This window comes from Hymenobacter monticola (assembly GCF_022811645.1).
GTDB classification, from domain to species: domain Bacteria; phylum Bacteroidota; class Bacteroidia; order Cytophagales; family Hymenobacteraceae; genus Hymenobacter; species Hymenobacter monticola.
Map to the genome: position 1 here is coordinate 1 of NZ_CP094535.1, position 20571 is coordinate 20571.

Sequence of the window (20571 nt, forward strand, 5' to 3'; positions counted from 1 at the left end):
TGTCGGGGCCTCAGCCCTTCGAGGCATCGTCAATGCCAGAAGTGGGTATAAACCATTTCCACTTCCAGCTTAGCCGTCTCCGATTGCTGGAGGAAAGTAAAAAGATGCCGGTCCTCCTCCGAGGCCCGCTGGTAGTCGGCATTATGACGCGAGAGTAGCACCTGGTCTAGTCCTGCTGGGGCCGGTTCCAGGGTGATGGGCGTTGCAGAGGACACTTCGTTTCCGGATAGTATGCCTTCCGTTAATTCGATGCCCGTGACGGTCAACAATATCGGCGGCACGGGCTGGTGCCGAGAAACCACTTCGAAGATATCCGGCACGAGCGGATAAAAGGCCCAAATTACCCGCCACTCATTTTGCACCCAATGGGTCTGTAACGGCACGGCTTCGGTCAGGACAATGCTTTGCCCCTTTCGCGTTAACCCCAGCAATTTCGTACCCAGCGCTGCACGCTGCTGCCGGAGCTGGGCCAGATAGGCTGCCGAGCGCATCACGACGGCTTCGTCTAAAAAAAGCAGGTTCAGCAGATTTATCAGCGGCTGCACATGATGGCGCAGCATGACTCCGCCGTGGCTGTAATGGGCCGGATGGGCGGCCAGATTACGTAATTCACGTGCATGGTTTAGCGGGTATTCGAACTGCCGGGCTTTGCAAGGCTCCAGCTGGGCCAACTCGTCAATCAGCTTCTGCAGGTGCTTGGCGCGCTGCCGGCCCGCAGAGGTAGTGGTAGTAAGGGCGATACCTACCTGGCCACACCGCAGCTTGACCGCCATTTCTATCAGAAATAGTAGCTTGGTAATGGCCTCATCGTAGAGCGGATAATGGTGCCAGGCTTGGGCCATTAGCTGGCTTGCGGTGGCGTAGGCTCGCACGATATCCTCCGGCACACCGGCGTGAAAGCGCGCTTCGAACACATGCCGCTGTACATAGTCCTCCCGGGTTTTAATGCCGAAAACTTCCCAAATCTCATCCGGCTGATACCAGTCTTTCATCGCGTTAAGCGGGCATTGGGGCGGGCGTTCAGGCGGCTGCCCCAACGCCCGCCCCGGCCTGTTTTAGTGCACGAACTGCTTCCAGTGCTCCTCCGAAACGATGCTGATACCGGTGCCTTTCTCCCGGAGCTGCACGGCCTTCTCAATCTTGCGGCCGTGGCTGGTGTTAATCCAGTCCCGGCTGGCGAATACCCCGATGACGACGTAGTTGGTGGTCTTGGTGGGCGCTGAATCCGTGGGCAGGCCACCCAGGGCGGTAATGGCTTCGAAAACGGCCGTCCGGGCCCCGTAGGCAAACTTGCCGGTCACCACAAACTGCTGGTTCGCGAACAGCAGCGGGTGCGGCTGGGGCATGCACAACGGCAGCGAGGTCGACAGGTTCTCGGCCATTGGCAGTGGCGGCTCCTGGCTAAAGCCGCAGAGCGCCTCCATCACGTCTTTGAGCTCCGCGCGCTCTTCCGCATCGCAGACCCCGTCGGCGAAAATGCGCTCAATGCGCTGCAGCACATCGGTGAAGGGCCACACCGGTTCGGCGGGCGCGTGCTTGCGCACCCATTCGGCGAAGAAAACGGCTTCGTTTTCGTTCACTTCGCCGTCGGCCAGAATGCCGGTGCAGATGCCGACGAGCTGGTCCACGGCCTTGGCCGTGTTGTTGGCCCGATGGAACAGCCGCACGGGCTGGCCGTGGGCATCACTAGGGGTAGGTTGAGGCGCCATACAGAGAAAAAAGGTGGAATAGTGGAGGTGAAAGATAAGCGGTTACGGGCGTTTAAGAAGGCAGTTAGCGCGCACTTTCTTGGGGAATATCTGCTTCCTGCACGGACAGGACCGGTCGCAGCGTTTGCAGAAAGGTGGCCGCGCCCGCGAAGTCAAAGTAGCGCTCCTGCAACACGGCGGCCTGGTGGCGGACCGGCAACGATGCAGCCCACTTGGCAAAGTCCAGCAAGCCGGGGTTTTCGCCAATAGCCGTCAGCAGATGGCCCTCCACGTCCAGCGCATAGAGCTGCAGCTGCGCCAGTAAATCCGGCAACAGGACAGCCGACAGGGTCAGGGTGAAGCTGCTGGTGGGGTCGTCATACTCGTAGGGCACGGTTACATCCAAGCAGTTGAGCAGGAAGGCCAGGCTGCGGTTAATCTTCGTGCTGGTGAAGGTGTAGAGCACGAGTTTCGCTTCTTTGACAAGCACGGGCCGTTCGTGCCGGGCCTCGACCAAGCCAAAGCGGGCAAACTCCTGGCGCAGCTCCCGCAGCTCCTGCTGGCTCGCCGCGTCCAGCTCGGAATGCGGGGAATTGCTGATGAGCAGCTGCAACATTTTCTCCCGCACTTTGACGTCGACCGCGCCGCCGCCGCCCAGGAAGATGGGCCGCTTGCCGTCGTGGGCCGGCACGACTTCGATTTTCTTCGCGGGCTCGTCGACGTACTTGATTTTCCAGATGCGGGCGGCCAGCAGCAGGTTCTCGTTTTCCCGCACCTGGGGCGTGAGCGGAATCTCCCCGATGGTTTTGCCCGCGTGCTGCACCTTGAAGGCGGGCTCGGTTTTGAAGACGCTGTAGAAGTCGCGGGAATTGACCGTGTACTCGCCCTCCACTCCGATAATCAGTTCCGGGCCGATGCGCTCCAGCCAGTTGATGCGCTGCAGCTCGGCCAGAATCTCGGCGATGTCTTCGGCCGGAATGGTAGTGAACGCTGCGTTAGCCCGCAGCCGGGCCACCAGCTCGTTCTCGGGGCAGCCCGACAGCTGCTTGACAATCGAGAGGGCCTGGTGCAGCAGCAAATCGTAGGGCTGGGTGGCCGTGCGCAGGGGCTCCACGAAACCTTCACCGTAGAGTAGCCAGCAGGCCAGCGACTGCAGCAAACTCCAGGGCTTAGTAGCGTAAAGTAGCAGGTGGCTTTGCTCGCCCTCGCGGCGGCCGCTGCGGCCCACGCGCTGGATGAGCGAAGCAATGGAGTGCGCCGCGTCCACTTGTACGACTTTGTCCACCGAGCCGATGTCGATGCCCAGCTCCAGCGTGGAGGTGCACGCAATGCAGAAGGGCTGGCGCTGGTTGTGCTTGGCGAAGTGCTCGACGTATTCGCGCACTTCCTTGTCCACCGAGGAGTGGTGCGAGAAGTATTTGTCGTGGCCGCCCACCCGGTCGGCAATCTGCCGCAGCTTGACGGCGATGACCTCGGCCAAGCCCCGGCTGTTGGGGAAAATGAGCACCTTGCTGGTGCTCGTCTGCTTGTACAGGTCTTTTAACAAAGCCAACGGCAGGTCGCTGCCGTCGTCCTCCGCGCTGAAGTACCGGAACGAAGTCAGCATGTCCTTGCTGGCCCGGTCGAGCAGCACCTTGGTGCGCTCCTCGTGACCAGTAAAGCGCTTGGCTTCCGCGTAGTCACCGATAGTGGCCGACAGGCCGACGATGGCGAAGGACCGGGCTGCCGTGACGGCTTCAAGCCGGGAGAGCAGGGACTTTAAGTGAATGCCCCGGTCGGTGCCCAGAAAGGAGTGGATTTCGTCAATCACCACGTACTGCAGCTGGGCAAACAGGGCGGGCACGCTGTAGGGCGCGTTGACGAACATGGCCTCCAGCGACTCGGGTGTGATGAGCACGATGCCCTCGGGCTGCTGCACGAGCTTCTTCTTCTCGGTCCGGCTCGCCTCGCCGTGCCACTTGGTCACCTTCACGTCCAGGTACTTGCAGAGCTGTTCGACGCGGTGGAACTGGTCGTTGATGAGGGCAATCAGCGGGGATAAATAGAGCACCCGCACGCCGGGCTGCCGGAAGTCTACCTTCGAGAGAATCGGCAGAAACGCGGCCTCCGTCTTGCCGGAGGCCGTGCGCGAGGCCAGGATGTAGTTGTCGTCGGTGGCCAGGATGTGCTGAATAGCGGCGGCCTGGATGGGGCGCAGCGATTCCCAGCGCTGGTCACGCACGTAGCGGCGGATGGGCTCGGCGAGCAGGTCGAAGGACATTAGAGCACCTCGATGCTATCGACCAGGCTATCGACCGCCGACTCATTGGGCCGCTCGTCGCGGATTTCAATGTCACCGAACAGACGCTGCTTGTCCAGGCCCGGGTTCTGGCGCAAAAGGCTCAGGATGTTGAGAAAGTCGCGGATGACCTCGCGCGGGGTGAGAAACTCGCTGGCCCCGGGCTTGTTGAACATCTCCTCCATAAAGGACTGGATGTCAGCGGCCGTCACATCGAGCTGGGTTTTGTAGTTGAAGTCGAAGATTTCCTTGAGTTTCTGCAGCAGCACGAACACCTCGTTGTGCGTCAGCGGCAGCAGGCGTATAACGGGCTGGGCAAAGTCGCGCACACCGGCCGTTTCAAACTTGTTGGTTTCGAGGCGGGACTTCAGCGCCTGGTAGCTGAACAGGCCCCGGCGGTCATTTTCGAGCACTTCGCGGGTGCCGGCAAAGTTGAGGAAGAAATTGCTGACCTTACCTTGGAAGCAGTCGTTGTAGATGGTGAGAATCTTCTCGTAGTTCTTCTCCCGCATCACGGCGGTGGAGATTTTATACAGGTTGATGGCTTCATCCAGGTTAATCATGAACCCGCTGTAGCCCATGCTCACGAACAACCGGCAGAAGTTCTTGAGCATGTCGTAGTAGTTCAGGTCGTTGATGATTTCGCGCACGCCCAGGTCCTGTCGGGCCTCGGTTTTGGTGCGGTACTCGCCTTTGAGCCACTTGAGCGCGTTGCGCCGCAACAGGTCGTTGTCGGTCACGTAGCCCTCGTAATATTTGAGCACGACCATGCCGAAATCGAAGCCCCCCACGTCGGTCAGTTCCTGGATGGTTTGCATGATGGCGGCCTGAATCCGGGGCAGGTGCTGCGGCTCGCGGATGTCGCCCAGCGCCAGGCCCTGCTCCTGCGCCGTTTTGGTGATGACCTGCTCAATCCACTTCTCCAGCAGCGTGGCCAGCGCCCCGCCCTCGGGCTTGGTCTGGATGGCGATGTTGTCCATAATGGACGAGTAGAGGGCTACGCCCTTGCCGTCGTTGGCGTACAGGCGGTTATCGGGCGTGAAGTCGGCGTTGGCCACCACGAACTTCTGCTTCAGGGCCACGGTGTTGAGCAGGTGCAGCATGAACGACTTGCCCGAGCCGAAATCGCCAATCCAGAACTTGACCATGCTGTGGCCATTCTTCACATCGTCGAGGGCCTTCACGAACGCTTCAATCTCGGGCGAGCGGCCCACCGTGATGTGCTGCACGCCTACCTTGGGCACGACACCGCCGAGCAGGGAGTTAATGATGGCCGTGGCCTCTTTGGGCTTGATGTTGTCTAGCATGGGGTCGCCAGTTGCTGGTAGTAGGATGCGTAAATGGTATAGGTGTCGCCGTCTTCTTCAATCAGCACGTCGTCCAGCTGCTCGTAGCATTGCTCGTTAATGCTGTCGATGAGCTGGTTGCGCAGGGCCCCGTGCTGCCGGGCAAACGCTTCCACTTCGGCCTGCGGCAGCATCAGCGCCTGCTCGCCAAAGCGGGCCAGCAGGGCCTGTTGGGTAGCACTCAGCCCCCAGGCAGCGGCAAACGCGCCGCTGGTAGTCGTAGTGGGCACGGCGGGTGCCGGGGCCGGAGCTGCCACGGTTAACTGAATCTCCTCATCCGGCTGGGTTTCCGATACTGCCGGAACTGCCACGGGGTTGGGTACGGGGGCCACAGCCGGCTCCGGCTCGTCCTGGAGGTACTCGTTGAGCAGTTCCACCGTGCCGGCGTGCTGGTGCTGCACTGCGCGGATGGCACCCAGGTCGAGCTCGATTTTGCGCCGCTGCCGCGCGTACACCGCCGGCACCTGGGCCAGGGCCTGCGCCAGGTCCTTGTCCTGCACTAGCTGACTGACCAATGCCTCAAACCGCTGCAGCTGGTCGGGCTGCGGAAACAGGCTTTTCTGGATGGTTTTGGCCAGGGGCTTGCTGTTGATGGTGACCGAGTTCAGGTCGTGGTACACGTACTGCACGTAGAACCGCAGGGCGTGTTCGCGGTCGTACTTGGCCACGAGCTTGGAGGCTTCGAAAAAGATGTTTTCCAGGGCCGGGTTGCGGGCGTTGCGCTGTCCCAATTGGTTTACGCCCGCCACGAAGGCGGCACTTGTGCTGGGACTGAGCGCTTCGGCGAGCTGGTCCAGCTGCTGCTTCCAGCGGGTCACGTTTTGCAGGTTTAGCGCCAGCTCCGTGGCTTCGTCGGGGGCGTGGATGCTGGTAACCAGACCGGGCAACAGGGCATCCAGGGGCGGGCCCAGCTGTTTTTCCAGTTCGGCTGCCAGGGCCGCGTCCATCCCGGAGAATTCTGCCGCCAGCTTGCGCTTGTTGCCGTAGGCCTCGCGCACTACGTTTTCGCAGCGCCGGAAAATAGTCGAATATATCGTGGCCTCGATTTGCTCCTGCAGGTAGCGCTCGTCGTAGTCGTTCCAGCTATGGCCGTAGGGGTTTGGTGCGGCGCGGCGCCCACGCAGCGCCTCCTGCTGGGCCGCGCTCACGACCTGCGCCAGCGAAGCGCCCGTGGATTGCAGGGCCGTTTCCAAAGCAGGCAACACCTGCAGGTAGAGACGCATGGTGGCCAGGCAGCAGCCTTTGATGGCGATGAAGACGTTTTGCGGCGGCCAGAATTTATCCAGCCACTCCACTTGCTGCGCCGTTAAGCCGAGCTTTTTACGGTACTTTGTGCCCAGCCGCGGCATATAGTAGTCGTAGTCGGGCGGCGTGTCGCCGGCGGCGGGCGCTGTGGCCACGGGACGAGCGGGTTCCGGAGTCGTTACCTGAAAGTGCAGGGGCACGTCCGGCCCGGTTATGTCAATAATCATGGCATCCGGCTTAGGCGCAACGACGGTAGGAGGAGCAGCAGTCCGAGCAATCGGGACGTGAACCGGCCGGGCAGCCGCCGGGGCAGAAGCTGGGGTGGACGGCCGAGCCGCTGCTATTGTTGGTTGAGGTGCCGCAGGGGCAGGTGACGGCTTGACTGGCGTTGCCGCCCCGTGCTTTTTGGGGCCGACGAACCAGGTGGTCAGCAGCGCGACCGGCCAGAGGAAGAGCGCAAAAAGCCCCCAGCCAATCATTGAACGCCCCCGCTGGTGAGCGCGAATCAGGCAGATAACGATTGTGCTGAGGAAGAATACGGTAATCGTATTGGAAGACATGGGAAAGGAAACAGTGGGTAGCCTGCTGCAAAAGGAATCCCAAGCTACGCCAGCCTAAGTAATTCTTTCCTATAATCAAGTAGTTTAATAAATGCCGGCCATAGGCAGGCATCACGCAATGGCTGTTGACCATAGCGAGGTGGGCCAGGCCGTAAATGAATGTTGTGGAATTGAATAGCCCTTGTGCACTAACAAGTTTGGGTTGGGGCATACTGCGCGTACCGCGTCGAGCTTATCGGTGTGATTATAGGCCAGTAAGAAGCACTGCAGGGACCTGGTGAAAGAGCTTCAAGGAAGCACAATATGGACCTACTCTCCTACTTCATGCTCGCGCGAACGACTGCTTTTCAATTCATCCTTTAAGTGTCGGGCAGAGAGCGTTAATCTAATTAAATGAACGTATTTTGTGTATTAATCAAATAAAATAAACATTTCAGCCTAGGCAGGGCATCTTAATGGAAAAAAATGTGCGTTGGCCCCTTCTAGTATTTGGTACCTCTGACCCGGCGTTGAACCGGCAGATTCGGGTCGCTCGCCAGCGTGGCGGGTTGCGCGAAATAGCCCCTCGTATCTATTCCTCGGATTTGACTAACGCGCCCGAAGTACTGATTCGTAAGAACTGGCTGCCGGTGGTGCAGCACCTGTTTCCGGGGGCGCTTATCAGCCACCGCTCGCACCTGGAGGGCCAGCCCACGGCCGATGGGCACTTGTTTCTGACCTATAAGTATACCCGCAACGTGGAGTTGCCAGGGCTTGTGGTGCATCTGCTGGAAGGGCCCGACCCGTTGCCCAGCGACGCGCCCTTCGGCGATGGCACGTTGCTGTTTGCTTCGGAAGCCCGGGGCCTGTTGGAAAACCTGCAGCCGGCCCGCGTCCGCAAAGGCGGGGTGAGCAAGGCGCTGCCGTTGGAGCGGGTGGAGGAGCGACTGGAAATGGTGCTGCGCATCCGGGGCGAGGACGGCCTTAATGCCCTGCGCGACCAGGCCCGCGAAGTGGCCGCGGCCCTGGAGTGGCCCACGGAACTGGCGTCGCTGCAACGCATTGCCGGCGCGCTGCTGAGCACGCAGTCCAGCAAAATCCTCACTTCCCCCGTGGCGCGCGCCCGCGCGCTGGGGCTGCCCTTCGATGCCGGTCGGCTAGCCTTGTTCACCACCCTGCTCAGTGCGCTGCACACCGCAGTGCTGCCGCGGCGGCCCGACCCCGCGCCCGTGGCTCCCCCCTTTTATACCATTGCTTTCTTTGAGGCTTACTTCTCCAATTTCATCGAAGGCACCGAATTTCAGGTCGATGAGGCTCACCGCATCGTGGAAACCGGTCAGTTGGTGGGGGGACGCCACGCCGATTCGCACGATGTGCTGAGCACCTACCAGCTCTGCAGCAACGTGGCCGAAATGCGCGTGGTCCCGCAATCGGCCGAAGACTTGCTGGCCATTCTGCAGCGGCGGCATGCCCAGCTCATGCATGCCCGCCCCGACAAGCGACCCGGCCAGTGGAAAGAGTACGCCAACCAGGCCGGCCTGACCAGCTTCGTGGACCCCGGCCTGGTGCGCGGCACCCTGCACGAGGGCTTCAAGCTCTACCGCAGCCTAAGTGAGCCGCTCGCCCGGGCCCTTTTCATGATGTTAATGATTGGCGAGGTTCACCCCTTCGATGACGGCAACGGCCGCCTGGCCCGCCTCATGATGAATGCCGAACTGTTCAGCGCCAGCCAGTGCCGCATCATCGTCACCACCCACGCCCGCGAGGACTATTTGGATGCCCTGCGCCGGCTGAGTCGGCAAAGCGACCCGAGTCTGTACATCCGCATGCTAAGTGGGGCGCAGCAGTTCGTGGCCGACCTGCAGCCAGATTCCTATGAGGCAGTGAAGGTGCAGTTGGAGGCGCAGGATGCTTTTACCGACGTTTCCTCGAAGTTGCGCTGGTAACAATTACGTTCGTTACCGGCGATGGTGTTGTCTGACCGTAACCTCTTGTACTATCACCGCATCCCTAGCCCAAGCCTGGTTCCAGTGTCTGCATCCGAGTTCGAGAGTTCATACATGCAGACTTGGCGCAGATAGCAAATCACCCGGTTAATTCATCATCAGCCGCAATATGCTCGATGGGGAATGCCGCCATTTAGTGGTTGCCCCTCTCCTTCTGTGGCCGCCTAGGTTGGCCTTATTAGCCATTGCTTAATGGGCTACTATCAAGTATCCAAATGTTTAAAGTTAGTGTCTGGATATGCCGAGAATGCTCAGCATTCTAAAAATATCCGATACATAAAGAATGTTGATTGCAGCAAAGTTTTAAGTAACATACTCAACATTTTGAACATTTTGATTGTTGGCTGGGCGCGCAAGTTTTGATATAAATGATTGTCTGAAAGACTACTATATGATGAACCAGAAATAATATTCTCAACATTTTCAAAATGTTGAGAATATACAAATAGCCAGGCAATCTTGGTATTTCCAGTATGTGCAGTATGCCGTTAGCATTATGCTTTGTAATATTGTCGCATCACTGACATTGCTACTTCATGAAAGTCATCACCTTTGCAAACCACAAGGGAGGGGTTGGTAAAACCACTTCCACGCTGACGGTCGGTCAGGAACTGGCCCGTCGCGGGCAGCGGGTACTTTTCCTGGACTGCGACCCGCAGCATAACCTGACCATGAGTTTTGCCGCTAGTGTGGTGGCTCATCTGGGCACCGTCATCCGGGGCGAGCGCACGCTCAAGCAAATTATCGTCGGGGTAGGGGAGGGGATGGGTCTGGCTGGTTCGGCCCGGGAGCTGACGCAGCTCGAGAAGATACTGGGCCAGCAGCCCACCTACCAGTTCTTCCTGCGCGACCAATTGGAGGAAGTAGCGGCCGACTACGACTACGTGCTGATTGATACGCCTCCTGCGCTCACCAGCCTCACCTACGCGGCCCTGGTGGCCAGTGACGCGGTGTTTATCCCTGTGCAGCCCGAGTTCTACGGCTATGAGGGCCTGACCACGCTGCTGGACGCCTGCGCCATCATGGGCAAGAACTTCAACCCCCGCCTGAAGGTAGGAGGGCTGTTCCTGACGAAGTACTCGGCCAGCTACCGCCTCTCGCTGCACCACGACGTGGTGGCCATCATGCGGGACAACGCCGTGACGGGGCCGCTGCTCATGACTACCAGCATCCGGCAAAACGGCAAGCTCTCGGAAGCACAGATTGAAAAGCAGAACCTGTTCACCTACGCGCCCGCCAGCAACGGCGCCGAAGATTACCGCAACCTCACCACTGAAATCCTCGCCCGTCTATGAGCACCGGTCCAAAAAAACGCTTCGGCAGCACGCTAACCCAGCCTGTTGCTCCCACCCCTGACGAGTTGATGTTCGGGACCGTCAGCCCACTGCCAGTACCTGCTGCTGTAGGCTCGATTCCAAGCCCTTCGGCGGTCGTACCCGCCCCGGCCGGTCCTACCGGGCGCTGGGTGCCCTTTGGGTCCTATGTGCGCGACCAAACTTACTTGCTGCTCAAGCAGGCGGAGTACTGGGAGCCCGGGTTTGAAATTCGACAGTTTCTGGAAGACACGCTGCAGGCTGCCCTGGCGCAACTGCCCGCTGCCCAGCGGCCATTGCCAGAACCCGTGCTGGAAAAGTTGCTCAAAACAAACCGCAAGCTGCGGCCAGAGTAGCTTGGTTGCTCGTCTGCCTTACTAGTGCTGCCGCAGTGGGTTAGCTGAAGCTACTATTTGCTGCTCCAGCCTCCTAAGCTGCTCTAGATATTGCATATTTCTCTTATCAGAGAGGTGTAAGTAGAAAGGAAAAGATGAGTTGCAATCTGGTATAAACATTCTAACCCATTGATTGACAGAATATAGTATAAAAAAGTACAACCGCCTATAAATTTTACGGATTTTGTACTTTTTTTTGCTTTTATGAGGGCGGGGTTGCTACAAAAAAGACGCTTAAAAAAAACTCTCTAGCTAGTTATCTTTAAACTCAAATTATAGTATTAGTATTACGCTATCCAGAACCTGCTGATTAACAGTATTTTATGCGCGAAGGTTGCTACAAAAAGGACGCTAGGTTGCTACAAAAAAGACGCTAGGTTGCTACAAAAAAGACGCTGAATGATTTGAGGTTGCTACAAAAAGGACGCTACACACTCAGGTTGCTACAAAAAGGACGCTAGGTTGCTACAAAAAGGACGCTGCCAGACAAAAGGTTGCTACAAAAAGGACGCTGACAAGCCCAGGTTGCTACAAAAAAGACGCTAGGTTGCTACAAAAAGGACGCTGACTGCCCTACGGTACCCCGACTTATCCACCATGAAAACACCTCCCAAACAGAACGCCGACAAGATAGTGGCCCAGCATAACGCACTCGTTAATGCGCGTTTCAGCTTTGTGCCTCTGCAGATGCGCTTGTTTCTGGCGCTGCTTTCTCGCATCAGTCTGGACGATACCGAATTTAAGGAACACATCATTCCGGTCAGCGAACTGCTGTTCGAGCGACACGGCGGCTCGGCTTACCAGCAGATTGACGAGATGTGTGACGACATCACCTCCTTCAAGCTATACATTGAAATACTGGAGGACGGTACCCGCAAACGCCGGCGGCGGCCCAAGTACGATTACATCCCGCTGATGGCCAAAGCGGGCTACGACGGGGACCTGGGCGGGATAGTGGCGGCCTTCAACCCCCTCATCATGCCGTACCTGCTGCAGCTACGCGAGAGCGGCAACTTCACGCTGGCCGACCTGGACGAGTTACGCAAGCTGAAAAGCCCCAGCTCGGTTCGCATTTACTGGCTGCTTAAAGAGTATTCGGACTTTGGGCAGCGGACCGTCACGCCGGAGCAGCTGCGCTTCATGCTCGATATTGCTGAAAACGAATACCCACGCTTCAGCAACTTCAAAGCGCGGGTGCTGGACCGGGCTCAGCTGGAACTAGCGCGCACCGATATGCCATTCACCTACGAATTAGAGCGGCAAAATCAATTGGTGCAACGCATCAAGTTCCTGTTTGGCTATGAGACGGCTAATACGGACACCAATGGAGCCGATGAAGGGCAGGAGACGAAACTTATTGAGAATACTGAACTTTCTCAACATTCTGAAAGTGCTGAGAAAGTTAGTAGTGATGAGCCCACTTGGATTCAGGCCTTACGGCTGATAGGGGTAAGCTTGCGTAGTATTAAGCAGATTACCAAACAGCTGGAGGAGAAGGAGTACCCCCTCGAATACGTTGACTTTGTATTATCCCGCATAGGCAAACAGCATCAACTGGGCAAAGTAAAAAAACCGGCAGGAGCAGTATACAAAGCCTTGGTGGAAAAATACTTACTGGAAGAATACCTAGCCGAGCAAAAAGCGGCAAAGGCCATTCCAGTCAAAAAGCTTGTTGCCACAGCCAAGTTGAAAGCGCCTTTGCACGAAGAAGTGGCATTTCCCCTACGGGAGGTACGGGAAATGTATGAAAATCCTGGACCGTTCCTGAAGCGTCAGCTGCAGGAACCCACTTTTGAACTGCACTTGGAGGCCATTTATCTAAGTCAGGGGTTCGTTCTCGTGCATCGCAATGGCGAAGATTGGCTAATCAAATCGGGTTCGCCTTTAATCTCATAACAGCCCAATCAAAAAGTGCGGCTGCTATATGAGGTTCGTTCGTCGACTCATTGAACCGGCGTTTCATTCTTGCTGCTGAAGAAGCCTAGCTGCCGGTCCTTTCGTATCTGTAGTGCATCGGCCTTCTGCTGCTCTAAAATTTGCTTGGCAGCGCGTACAAAGGCCGCGTTGCAATACTTTTCCCGGCTATCTATGCGGTGGTCTGAGATTTCTTTCAATTGCCATTCCCGAATGAGTTTATTGATTCCGCTGACCTGAAGGATTGTTGCATAAAGGGCAATGTGCTGGTCAGCCACCTTCCAACGGCGTAATTTCTCAACCAGTGCGCCCTTGACTGGGTCAGTAAGCCAGGTTATTGGGATAGTAGTGAGGCGCGGTTGTAATAAATCAAAGCGCAAGCCCACTATTTTCCGGCGGCCCCGCCCCACGCGTGCTGTTTCGTACCGAGGCTCAACCTCAAAGGCGACTTCTGTTTCCGCCAACTCTTGTAGGGCTTCCGCGGTTGTATTGCGGATAAGGTCGTTGACATTAGTGTACTTGAGCCGAGGATGACCGTCCTTATTTTTCTGCACGCGACCCCGCTTATCAGTTAGATACCAGCAATCCAGTAATTGCCGGTACTCCTGCAGGCCAACCTCCCAGAAACCAGTGTCGCGAAATGCGGATAAAATTTCGTGGAGGCGCATTGAATACCAACTTCTAAGCTTAAGATAATTGTCGAGCCGGTAAGTGGTATAGTGCGCAAGCTGAATAAAATAGGGGCTTAACTGCGGATTAAGAAGCACAGTGATGACGCCCCCATGGTAGCCCACAGGGCGCTCCTTGGTCGTGTCAAGCAGGTTGCGGACATGCCATTGCTCATTATCAAGGTTTTTAAATTCCCAGGTGGCGGCTGCCAACTCGCGTAAGGCGCCTTCCATCTCGCGGTAGGCAGTTTCCCGCGTGGTGTTGACGAACTCCGTGATGTCGGCTATGGCCAACTGGTAAAAATCTCGTAGTTGGAAGTCGTCGTCTCGGATTTGGTCGAATACCCGCGCCAGAATGCGCTTCGCCGTGACGCTCAGCTTGCCTTGCCGGGCAAACGTAACGTTCCAGTGCTGCTTAACGAATTCCTTGTGCTCTGGCTCATAAACCAAACCAAGCGGGTATATAGGAGGATGATGTGAACCGAACGACATAGCAAATGAGATACAGATTGACCGCAATCTAACAAAAAAACTAGATGTGTATAACTAACTCGTTTTTTACGGGGGTAAAACTCGTTTTATTCAATTGAGGACTGGGGGTAAAGCTCGTTTTATTCGATTGATGAGTGGGGGTAAAACTCGTTTTATTCAGGTGGGAAAGTGGGGGTAAAGCTCGTTTTTTACGTTTTACTCCTTATAGTATACTATTCTGTTTTTTTACAGAGACTATTTTTAAAAAAATCTACTAGATAGTTTGTCGCAATAAAAAAGCTTTTAGGAAGTGCTTTCGAACTCCTTTTCAGATTAGGGCAATCCAACTGCGCCACCATCCTTGTGCGCATATACGAACACGATGTGCGCCGATACGAACAACAAAACCAATCAGGTAGTGAAAGAATGGATATTAAGTGATTGCACTTTTTGATTAAAAATTTAAACTATAATCGCTCGGTGTGAAGTAGCCATACACACTTTTATCTCGAAATGGCTTCGGTCTGAATTAATAAAACGAGTTTTACCCCCACTGCAAATCTTCATGTCTGCAGGGGTTGTCCACTGTGTAAACGCTTTTGATACCCTCTTGCAACGCTAAACCGCTTTCGGCTTAGTAACAGGGAGCCGGACTGATGGGGGGAACAACTAATCAGGCGAGAGCAACCAACCTCACGGGGACCACAACCAAATTACCGCGCCAGTAGCAAATAGCCTTTGGTGCTACGGGGAAGCATATTGGTCTGGCAAACTTCCACTGCCTGCTTGTCAATCGGAACCATGCTGCTGCGCCCGTGCCGCGCCAAACAGCTTCGTAGCTACCGGCTCGACCACTGCCTAGACAATGTCGGTTTGGGTGATGGACTGGCGGTGGAGCAGCAGGACTTCGCCCCGGGTCAGGGTCGGCACGGCTAACAGCGACAGGGCGGCCACCGGTAACCCGACTTCCAGCCGGGTGGTCAGCTCGTCCAACGCCTCGTCTTCCAGCAGCAGCGCGGGGTGCAGGGCCTGGACAATGGGCACGACCGAGCGCAGGTGAAAGCGGGTCGCATCCACAATGCGGCGAACGTCACCATAGCTCACGGGCACAAAGGGCGAGTTAGTATAGGTTTGCTCCAGGTCTTCCATGGGGACTCCCTCCAGCCACGCGGCCACTATCAGGGCCGCGTGGCCCGGCACAGGTAGGCCGTGGCATCGGGCAGCGAGCCTTGGTAGAGCTGCACAAAGTCCGCCCCCAGCTTCAGGGCCGCGTGGTGGGGCCAGGCCTTTTCCTTGGTGACGTTTTTAAACAGCGGCGTGTAGGTGTCGTCCAACTCCAGTTCCGGCAGGGCCTGCGTAAGGGCCAGCAAGCGGGGCAATGTCGCGGTCGCGGGGTTCAGCCGCCGCCGCAGGTGTAGCAGGGGGGGCACTAGAGCAGGAACATTGCCCCGCTAAGGAATTTCGACCAGTTGCTCTTCCCAGCTACTGGGGTTACGCAGCGGCCGCAACTCGCCGGCGGCAATGCGGTCAGGCAGAGTAAAATCGTAGCGGCCCAGCATGTTGACGTGCTCGTGCAGCAGGGGAGCGAGGCGCGCCACGTCGTCCGCCGGCGGCTCCCCTTTCGTTTGTTGCCACTGTTCCAGCGCCTGTTGCAACGTCCTCAGCATGAAGCTTTTGCCCGAAAGTGCTATTCGACCACTCAAAATCGGTCGCTGACCGTTATTCTTTTCTCGTCGCTGAGTTGCTGCTTGGGGCTGATGCCTGTGCTAATTCCTGCTGATAGGCCCAGTCCTCGGGGGTGAGGATGGCTTTTAGGAACGCATCGTAGCCCAAGTCGCGGCGCTCCAGCGCGTGCCGCCGCAGGGGCAGACTGTTCTTGCTCGCCTCAAATCCCTCGCGCACCATGGCTGCCCGCATCTTCACCGGTAAGCCTTCGAGCCAGTGGTGGAAGTCGTCTTCCGTTACCTCGCCGTCGGCCTGCTGCTGGTACCGGTAGCTGGCATTGCCGAGCCGAAACAGCCGGGCGTGGTAGGCGCGCTGCGCTTCCGGCAGCGCCGCTAGAAATTCCAGCTGCGACTGGTGGTACTTATCCAGGGGATGGCGGGGGCGGAGGAGCTCTTCCATGGGGAAGTCAGTAAATCACTTAAGCTATTCGCCCCTGCCGAGCGTAGGCACTCAACACCTCGGGGGCATCGTATAGGAGGCCGCCGGCGTCTTCGACTTCTTCCATGTCTATTTGGGGACTATCGCTGCGCAGCACTTGCCAGACCTGGGCAAAGGCCACGCGTACGATTGACCACGCGCGCTGTCCATACGGGTCGAACCGCACGGAGCACGTGAAACCCTCCTCTTCGATAACTAAGTTTTGAATAGTATGGGTCTGTAGATGGAGCATACCCAGTAGCACGGGGCCGTCCAGGCTCTCGAAAGAGGTGGTATTCACCAGATAGTGATTGTTGGGGTCTGCCAGGCCCGCCTCCACCGCCGTCAGCACGGCCACCAGCGGGTGTTCTCCAGAGGGGGGAGCCGCCGCATAGGCCTGGTTGATATCGGCCGGGGTGGGGTAGCGCTGATAGACTTGCGCGTTATAATAAATAATGGTGTCGGGGCCGTAGCGAATATCGTCCGCCGTTTGCCCGGCAGACGTAAGTTGTTTGCGGCAGAGCTGATAAAGCTGGTCGAAGGGAACGGTGGCCCGGAAGCGGTCGGCCCATGGGCCCGGGTAATGCCGTTCGCCCCGTTCGGGATAGCGGACCAATTCCGTGTCGAAGGCCACGAAATCTAGTCCCACCTCCACGTTGGCTACCTCGCCCTGCCGCAGGGCAAACACGGCGGGGAAGTGCCGGTAGCGTGGATGATTCGTGCGGTCATAGTAGTGTCCCCCCAGCAGATAGGTAATGCCGGGGTCGGCCAGGTCCGCCACTAATTGCTGCAGCAGTGCGGGCAATTGAGCCGGGTCGGTGGCAGGAGCGGGCGGGTGGGCAATCGGGTTCATAACAGGGGAGCTAGCGTTGGCAAGATAAGGCACTTGTTTTCCCTAACTATCTATCGGCAACCAGCACCCGCTGTCTAGCTCAATTTGCTGGTAGTAAGTAATGCTGACCAAAATTCCTTAGCAGGGTTTTCGGTTCCTGCCCTCGTGAGCCTCCACTAGCTGCGTCTGCATGATGGCAGTTCTGCAGGGGGGCAACCAATCGTGCTGGCCAAGCGGTAGCATCGCGAGTGAAGTGTTGGCCTCGGGCAATAGGCAAACCTTTGCTTTGCAAAGCCTCACGTTCCCCTTAGAATGCCTGCGCCGTGTGTCCGAGGTCAGCAGGCCATGCGCCGCCGCCAGCTCTCCGGTATATCGCCGCCGATTAGCTAGCAGCGTGCCCTGGCATCGATTGGATGGCTTTCGGCGGCCGCCGGAAAAGAACGGGGGAGGGACTAGCCCAGGTACGGTTTCAGGGCCTTCGAGCGCGTGGTGTGCTTGAGGCGGCGAATGGCCTTTTCCTTAATCTGCCGCACCCGCTCGCGGGTCAAACTGAACTGCTCGCCGATTTCCTCCAATGTCCGCGCCGCGTGGCCATTCAGTCCGAAGTGAAGCGTCACGACATCGGCCTCGCGCAGGGTCAGGGTCGAGAGGGCCCGCTGCACCTCCCGACGCAGGGAGTCGTCCAGCAGGCCCGCATCGGGGCTTTCGGCATCCTCGTTGGCCATCACGTCGAGCAGGCGGTTTTCCTCACCCTGCACGAAGGGCGCATCCATCGAGACGTGACGGCCCGATATTTTCATCGTGTCCACCACTTCTGAGGTGCTCAGCTCCAGCAGCTCGGCAATCTCGTCGGCCGAGGGCTCGCGCTCGAACTTCTGCTCCAGCTCCGAGAACGAGCGGCTGATTTTATTCAGCGAGCCCACCCGGTTCAGGGGCAGGCGCACGATGCGGCTCTGCTCGGCCAGCGCTTGCAGGATGCTCTGGCGAATCCACCACACGGCGTAACTGATAAACTTGAAGCCCTTCGTCTCGTCGAAACGCTTGGCCGCTTTAATCAGCCCCAGGTTGCCCTCGTTGATGAGGTCGCCCAGGGTCAGGCCCTGGTTCTGATACTGCTTGGATACCGAGACCACGAAGCGCAGGTTGGCCTTGGTCAGCTTTTCGAGGGCCATCTGGTCGCCCTCGCGGATGCGCTGGGCCAGCTCGACTTCCTCGTCAATGGTTACCAGGCTCACTTTGCCAATCTCCTGCAGGTATTTGTCCAGCGACTGGCTTTCGCGGTTGGTAATCTGTTTGCTGATTTTAAGCTGTCTCATGCGGGAACGCTACTACTTACTGGGTGGGGTGGAGGGGGGGAAACAAGCCCCGGTGCTTTGCTATCCGGGCTGGGCCAACGGGTATCAAGAGGCGGCGCGCCAGAAAGGTTCACGACGAGGCCAATGTGGAGGTGGTCCTGCTAAGCCGGACAGCACTGGACGGGGGTGGGTTTTGAGTTTCGAAGCGGTCAGGCGACTGGTCGCCAAGCACCGAGTAGGCTTTGGGGTGTGGTTGGTCCAGTGCTACTGGTCGCGCTCGCATCGCACAAGCCGGGGCCCGGTCCAGATTCTGCCAACCCGGTAATCCGACGACCACGCGCCGACCCACGTCCGTTGAAACGCACTCAAAACCAAACGCTGCTTGGTGGCATTGCTTTCGTCTGGCAGGAAGAGACCTGGCCCGGGGTGGGCTATTCCCTGAAACATATCTCGGCGGCGGTGTACTGGGAGGCCGTGGACCTGTTCTTAACCAACTGTTCAATACGCTGCAACTACCGCAGCAAGTCGGGAAACCGATGGTGTCCGCTGTGAAAGAAGTTAGGCGGTTGGCACCCGATGAGAGGCAAAGACAAGACGTGTAGAAAAACCAAAAAGTCCTAAAAGCCAGAATTGGTAGCTGTGTGCTGAGCGGCGTTGAAACCAGAAAAAAGAATTGGCGGCCAGGGCAAGGAAGCCAAGAATGGAATGGCCTTCTTTTTTCCCACTGCCTGTTTTTTGGGTGTGTAGGGTGCCGATGAGAATTACTGGACCCGCGAAATTTGGTTGGCCTGCTGGAGGGTGGCTGCCGGGTGTGATGGGACTTATCGGCAGGGAGTGGTGCGGGAGGAAGGCCAGCCGTTTTGAGGAGTAGTGGTGAGGGGAAAGGCAGTAAAAAGGAGCGTGAGCAGAGCGGTTGGCCGAAGGCGTAAGCACCGGAAAAACGAGGAGTCAAAAAATGCAAGCCGCGGAAAAATCAGGGGCAGTCGGAAAATCGGGAGCGGCCAAAAGGGAGGGCTGATGGCAAATACGGCCGGGTGAATTTTGCGCGGTAATCGAAAAAAAGCAGCAAGGAAAAATTTGAGAGCCGGCGGGAAAAAAGGGCTGGCTCAAAGTGGGGCGTCAGCTGAAAAAGAGGGAAGTGAGGAAAAGTCGGACGGGGTGAAAATCGGGAAGCAATGAAAATTGAGGGGTGCGCGAAAAGTGGGTCGATGAAAAAAAAGGGTGGCGCAAAAAGTTGAGGAAGTTGGGATTGTAGCAGCCGTCAGAAAAGGACGGGATGGCAGCTGAGCTGGTGACCAGCAGTAGTTAGGTTCCGGTTGGTAGGTCACGTGTGATGGGCCAGCGGGTGGGAGCAGGAGCAAGGCTGGAGTGTGGGGATGGGAGATTTTGGGAGCGGTTGATTTTGGGGCGGCAGTCGAAAAAGAAGGCGGCAGGAAAGTGGCGGCCAGGATGAAAAGGCAGTCGGGCTGATTGCGGATGGTGAGGGTATAATGAGAGAGCCAAGTGGGGTAGGAGGTGGCGGGAAATTGCGGGGTAGCTCCGTTTTGTAGAGAGGCTGCCCGTGAGGTTGACGAGGAAATCCTCGGCCGGAAAATTTGAAAAGCTAACCAAGAAATGGGATAGTAGGGGATAGGGCCAGCGTCAACATTTCAGCGCAACGCATACAGCGGGGCCGATGAAAAGTGGGTGATTTGGGCGATGGGTGGTAGGGGGCAAAGATGGCAGGAGGGTCGATGAGTAGTCGAAGTAAAATCGGGGTAGGGGGAGAAAAAGAAACGGGCTAGAAAAGGAGCCGAGCAGAAAATGGCCAGTGAAAAAAAGACCCGAAACCACTCCAAAGCAAAAGAGCAGTAACGGGCAAAATTGGGAAGTTGGGCCGGCGTCAGGAAGTTGAAAAACGGAACGCGGGGGAGAAAATGGCTAAGGCGAATTAGTGGCAGTAGTGGCTCAAGTAGGCGGGGGAGAAAATGGAGCGGGCAGCAGAAAAACCGGCCAGGTAATCAGTTGTGGTTGGTCGATGATTGAGCACAGGGGCGAGGTGGATAGAGGTGGTGTAGTGGGGCCTGGAGTCAAATTGGATAGCCTGCTGGTGGGGGGGGTAGGAGTAGAACTGGCCCAGGTAGAGAGAGTCACCAGTGAAGCATAAAGGCACGGAGGAAGCGGGGCGATACAATGGCCGAAATGGTAGTAGCTGGGTAGTTGAACAAGGGGCCGTGGGGAGCTAGTTGGTCGAGTTTCTGCGGGGGGGGGGGGCGGTGTGTCGGCTCAGGTGGAGGTAGTCGGAAAAAACCGGGTGCAGGTGAAACGTTGGGGCGGGGTACATGGGCGGTGGTGGTGCAGCTGGGGAGGGGAGCGAAAAGGAGCGCTGGCAGAAACCGAGGTGGCCAGGGTCACGGCAGAAAGAACAGAAGTAGGGCCAGGTCGAAGAAACGGATGGGC

Annotated in this window: 17 protein-coding genes; 4 read left to right on the forward strand and 13 right to left on the reverse strand. The window is 57.4% G+C overall.

Annotated elements, in window-relative coordinates; translation table 11 throughout:
- Positions 1 to 29: 29 nt before the first annotated feature.
- The 5 genes from MTP16_RS23415 to MTP16_RS23435 all read right to left on the reverse strand — a co-directional run bounded on the left by MTP16_RS23415 (position 30) and on the right by MTP16_RS23435 (position 6784).
- Positions 30 to 992: a hypothetical protein gene (locus MTP16_RS23415; RefSeq protein WP_243520309.1), complete on the reverse strand. Its 963-nt coding sequence runs from the start codon at positions 990 to 992 to the stop codon at positions 30 to 32.
- A 63-nt stretch (positions 993 to 1055) separates the two neighbouring features.
- The gene (locus MTP16_RS23420) at positions 1056 to 1709 is read right to left on the reverse strand and encodes a BRCT domain-containing protein (protein WP_243520310.1); all 654 of its coding nucleotides are present in this window, start codon (positions 1707 to 1709) and stop codon (positions 1056 to 1058) included.
- 64 nt (positions 1710 to 1773) lie between these two features.
- Positions 1774 to 3948 (reverse strand): DEAD/DEAH box helicase, encoded by a 2175-nt coding sequence (locus tag MTP16_RS23425; RefSeq protein WP_243520312.1) that lies wholly within the window; start codon positions 3946 to 3948, stop codon positions 1774 to 1776.
- Positions 3948 to 5273 (reverse strand): ATP-binding protein, encoded by a 1326-nt coding sequence (locus MTP16_RS23430; protein ID WP_243520314.1) that lies wholly within the window; start codon positions 5271 to 5273, stop codon positions 3948 to 3950. The genes MTP16_RS23425 and MTP16_RS23430 overlap by 1 nt, the downstream gene beginning before the upstream one ends.
- Positions 5267 to 6784: a tellurite resistance TerB C-terminal domain-containing protein gene (locus tag MTP16_RS23435; RefSeq protein WP_243520316.1), complete on the reverse strand. Its 1518-nt coding sequence runs from the start codon at positions 6782 to 6784 to the stop codon at positions 5267 to 5269. Before MTP16_RS23435 ends, MTP16_RS23430 begins: the two co-directional genes overlap by 7 nt.
- Positions 6785 to 7701: 917 nt before the next feature.
- On the opposite strand from MTP16_RS23435, the gene MTP16_RS23440 reads away from it, so the two are divergent.
- From MTP16_RS23440 to MTP16_RS23455, 4 genes are all read left to right on the forward strand, one after another.
- Entirely contained in the window at positions 7702 to 9042 is a 1341-nt protein-coding gene (locus MTP16_RS23440) for a Fic family protein (RefSeq protein WP_243520318.1), read from the forward strand.
- A 596-nt stretch (positions 9043 to 9638) separates the two neighbouring features.
- Entirely contained in the window at positions 9639 to 10397 is a 759-nt protein-coding gene (locus MTP16_RS23445; protein WP_243520320.1) for a ParA family protein, read from the forward strand.
- Positions 10394 to 10771: a hypothetical protein gene (locus tag MTP16_RS23450; protein ID WP_243520322.1), complete on the forward strand. Its 378-nt coding sequence runs from the start codon at positions 10394 to 10396 to the stop codon at positions 10769 to 10771. Before MTP16_RS23445 ends, MTP16_RS23450 begins: the two co-directional genes overlap by 4 nt.
- A gap of 636 nt (positions 10772 to 11407) precedes the next feature.
- On the forward strand, positions 11408 to 12706 hold the full coding sequence (locus MTP16_RS23455) for a replication initiation protein (RefSeq protein ID WP_243520324.1): 1299 nt from the start codon (positions 11408 to 11410) through the stop codon (positions 12704 to 12706).
- A gap of 47 nt (positions 12707 to 12753) precedes the next feature.
- On the opposite strand, the gene MTP16_RS23460 is transcribed toward MTP16_RS23455, so the two are convergent.
- The 8 genes from MTP16_RS23460 to MTP16_RS23495 all read right to left on the reverse strand — a co-directional run bounded on the left by MTP16_RS23460 (position 12754) and on the right by MTP16_RS23495 (position 19065).
- Positions 12754 to 13884, reverse strand: a complete 1131-nt coding sequence (locus MTP16_RS23460; RefSeq protein WP_243520326.1) for a replication initiation protein — start codon at positions 13882 to 13884, stop codon at positions 12754 to 12756.
- An 837-nt stretch (positions 13885 to 14721) separates the two neighbouring features.
- Entirely contained in the window at positions 14722 to 15063 is a 342-nt protein-coding gene (locus MTP16_RS23465) for a hypothetical protein (protein WP_243520328.1), read from the reverse strand.
- Positions 15042 to 15293 carry a hypothetical protein gene (locus tag MTP16_RS23470; RefSeq protein WP_243520330.1) on the reverse strand — a complete coding sequence of 84 codons (252 nt, stop codon included), beginning with the start codon at positions 15291 to 15293 and terminating at the stop codon, positions 15042 to 15044. Before MTP16_RS23470 ends, MTP16_RS23465 begins: the two co-directional genes overlap by 22 nt.
- 21 nt (positions 15294 to 15314) lie before the next feature.
- Positions 15315 to 15530, reverse strand: coding sequence for a transposase (locus MTP16_RS23475; protein ID WP_243520461.1), 216 nt, complete (start codon positions 15528 to 15530; stop codon positions 15315 to 15317).
- A 52-nt stretch (positions 15531 to 15582) separates the two neighbouring features.
- Positions 15583 to 15987, reverse strand: coding sequence for a hypothetical protein (locus tag MTP16_RS23480; protein ID WP_243520332.1), 405 nt, complete (start codon positions 15985 to 15987; stop codon positions 15583 to 15585).
- Positions 15988 to 16006: 19 nt separating this feature from the next.
- Positions 16007 to 16858, reverse strand: coding sequence for a hypothetical protein (locus MTP16_RS23485; RefSeq protein ID WP_243520334.1), 852 nt, complete (start codon positions 16856 to 16858; stop codon positions 16007 to 16009).
- A gap of 431 nt (positions 16859 to 17289) precedes the next feature.
- Entirely contained in the window at positions 17290 to 18153 is an 864-nt protein-coding gene (locus MTP16_RS23490; protein ID WP_243520336.1) for a sigma-70 family RNA polymerase sigma factor, read from the reverse strand.
- A gap of 537 nt (positions 18154 to 18690) precedes the next feature.
- Complete coding sequence (locus MTP16_RS23495; protein WP_243520338.1) at positions 18691 to 19065, reverse strand: hypothetical protein; 375 nt, start codon at positions 19063 to 19065, stop codon at positions 18691 to 18693.
- Between the last annotated feature and the right edge of the window lie 1506 nt (positions 19066 to 20571).

Bases quoted from the DNA above. Each gene is read 5' to 3' on its own strand.
- MTP16_RS23415 (WP_243520309.1), bottom strand. From the start codon at position 992: ATGAAAGACTGGTATCAGCCGGATGAGATTTGGGAAGTTTTCGGCATT.
- MTP16_RS23420 (WP_243520310.1), bottom strand. From the start codon at position 1,709: ATGGCGCCTCAACCTACCCCTAGTGATGCCCACGGCCAGCCCGTGCGG.
- MTP16_RS23425 (WP_243520312.1), bottom strand. From the start codon at position 3,948: ATGTCCTTCGACCTGCTCGCCGAGCCCATCCGCCGCTACGTGCGTGAC.
- MTP16_RS23430 (WP_243520314.1), bottom strand. From the start codon at position 5,273: ATGCTAGACAACATCAAGCCCAAAGAGGCCACGGCCATCATTAACTCC.
- MTP16_RS23435 (WP_243520316.1), bottom strand. From the start codon at position 6,784: ATGATTATTGACATAACCGGGCCGGACGTGCCCCTGCACTTTCAGGTA.
- MTP16_RS23445 (WP_243520320.1), top strand. From the start codon at position 9,639: ATGAAAGTCATCACCTTTGCAAACCACAAGGGAGGGGTTGGTAAAACC.
- MTP16_RS23450 (WP_243520322.1), top strand. From the start codon at position 10,394: ATGAGCACCGGTCCAAAAAAACGCTTCGGCAGCACGCTAACCCAGCCT.
- MTP16_RS23455 (WP_243520324.1), top strand. From the start codon at position 11,408: ATGAAAACACCTCCCAAACAGAACGCCGACAAGATAGTGGCCCAGCAT.
- MTP16_RS23460 (WP_243520326.1), bottom strand. From the start codon at position 13,884: ATGTCGTTCGGTTCACATCATCCTCCTATATACCCGCTTGGTTTGGTT.
- MTP16_RS23475 (WP_243520461.1), bottom strand. From the start codon at position 15,530: ATGCTGAGGACGTTGCAACAGGCGCTGGAACAGTGGCAACAAACGAAA.
- MTP16_RS23480 (WP_243520332.1), bottom strand. From the start codon at position 15,987: ATGGAAGAGCTCCTCCGCCCCCGCCATCCCCTGGATAAGTACCACCAG.
- MTP16_RS23485 (WP_243520334.1), bottom strand. From the start codon at position 16,858: ATGAACCCGATTGCCCACCCGCCCGCTCCTGCCACCGACCCGGCTCAA.
- MTP16_RS23490 (WP_243520336.1), bottom strand. From the start codon at position 18,153: ATGAGACAGCTTAAAATCAGCAAACAGATTACCAACCGCGAAAGCCAG.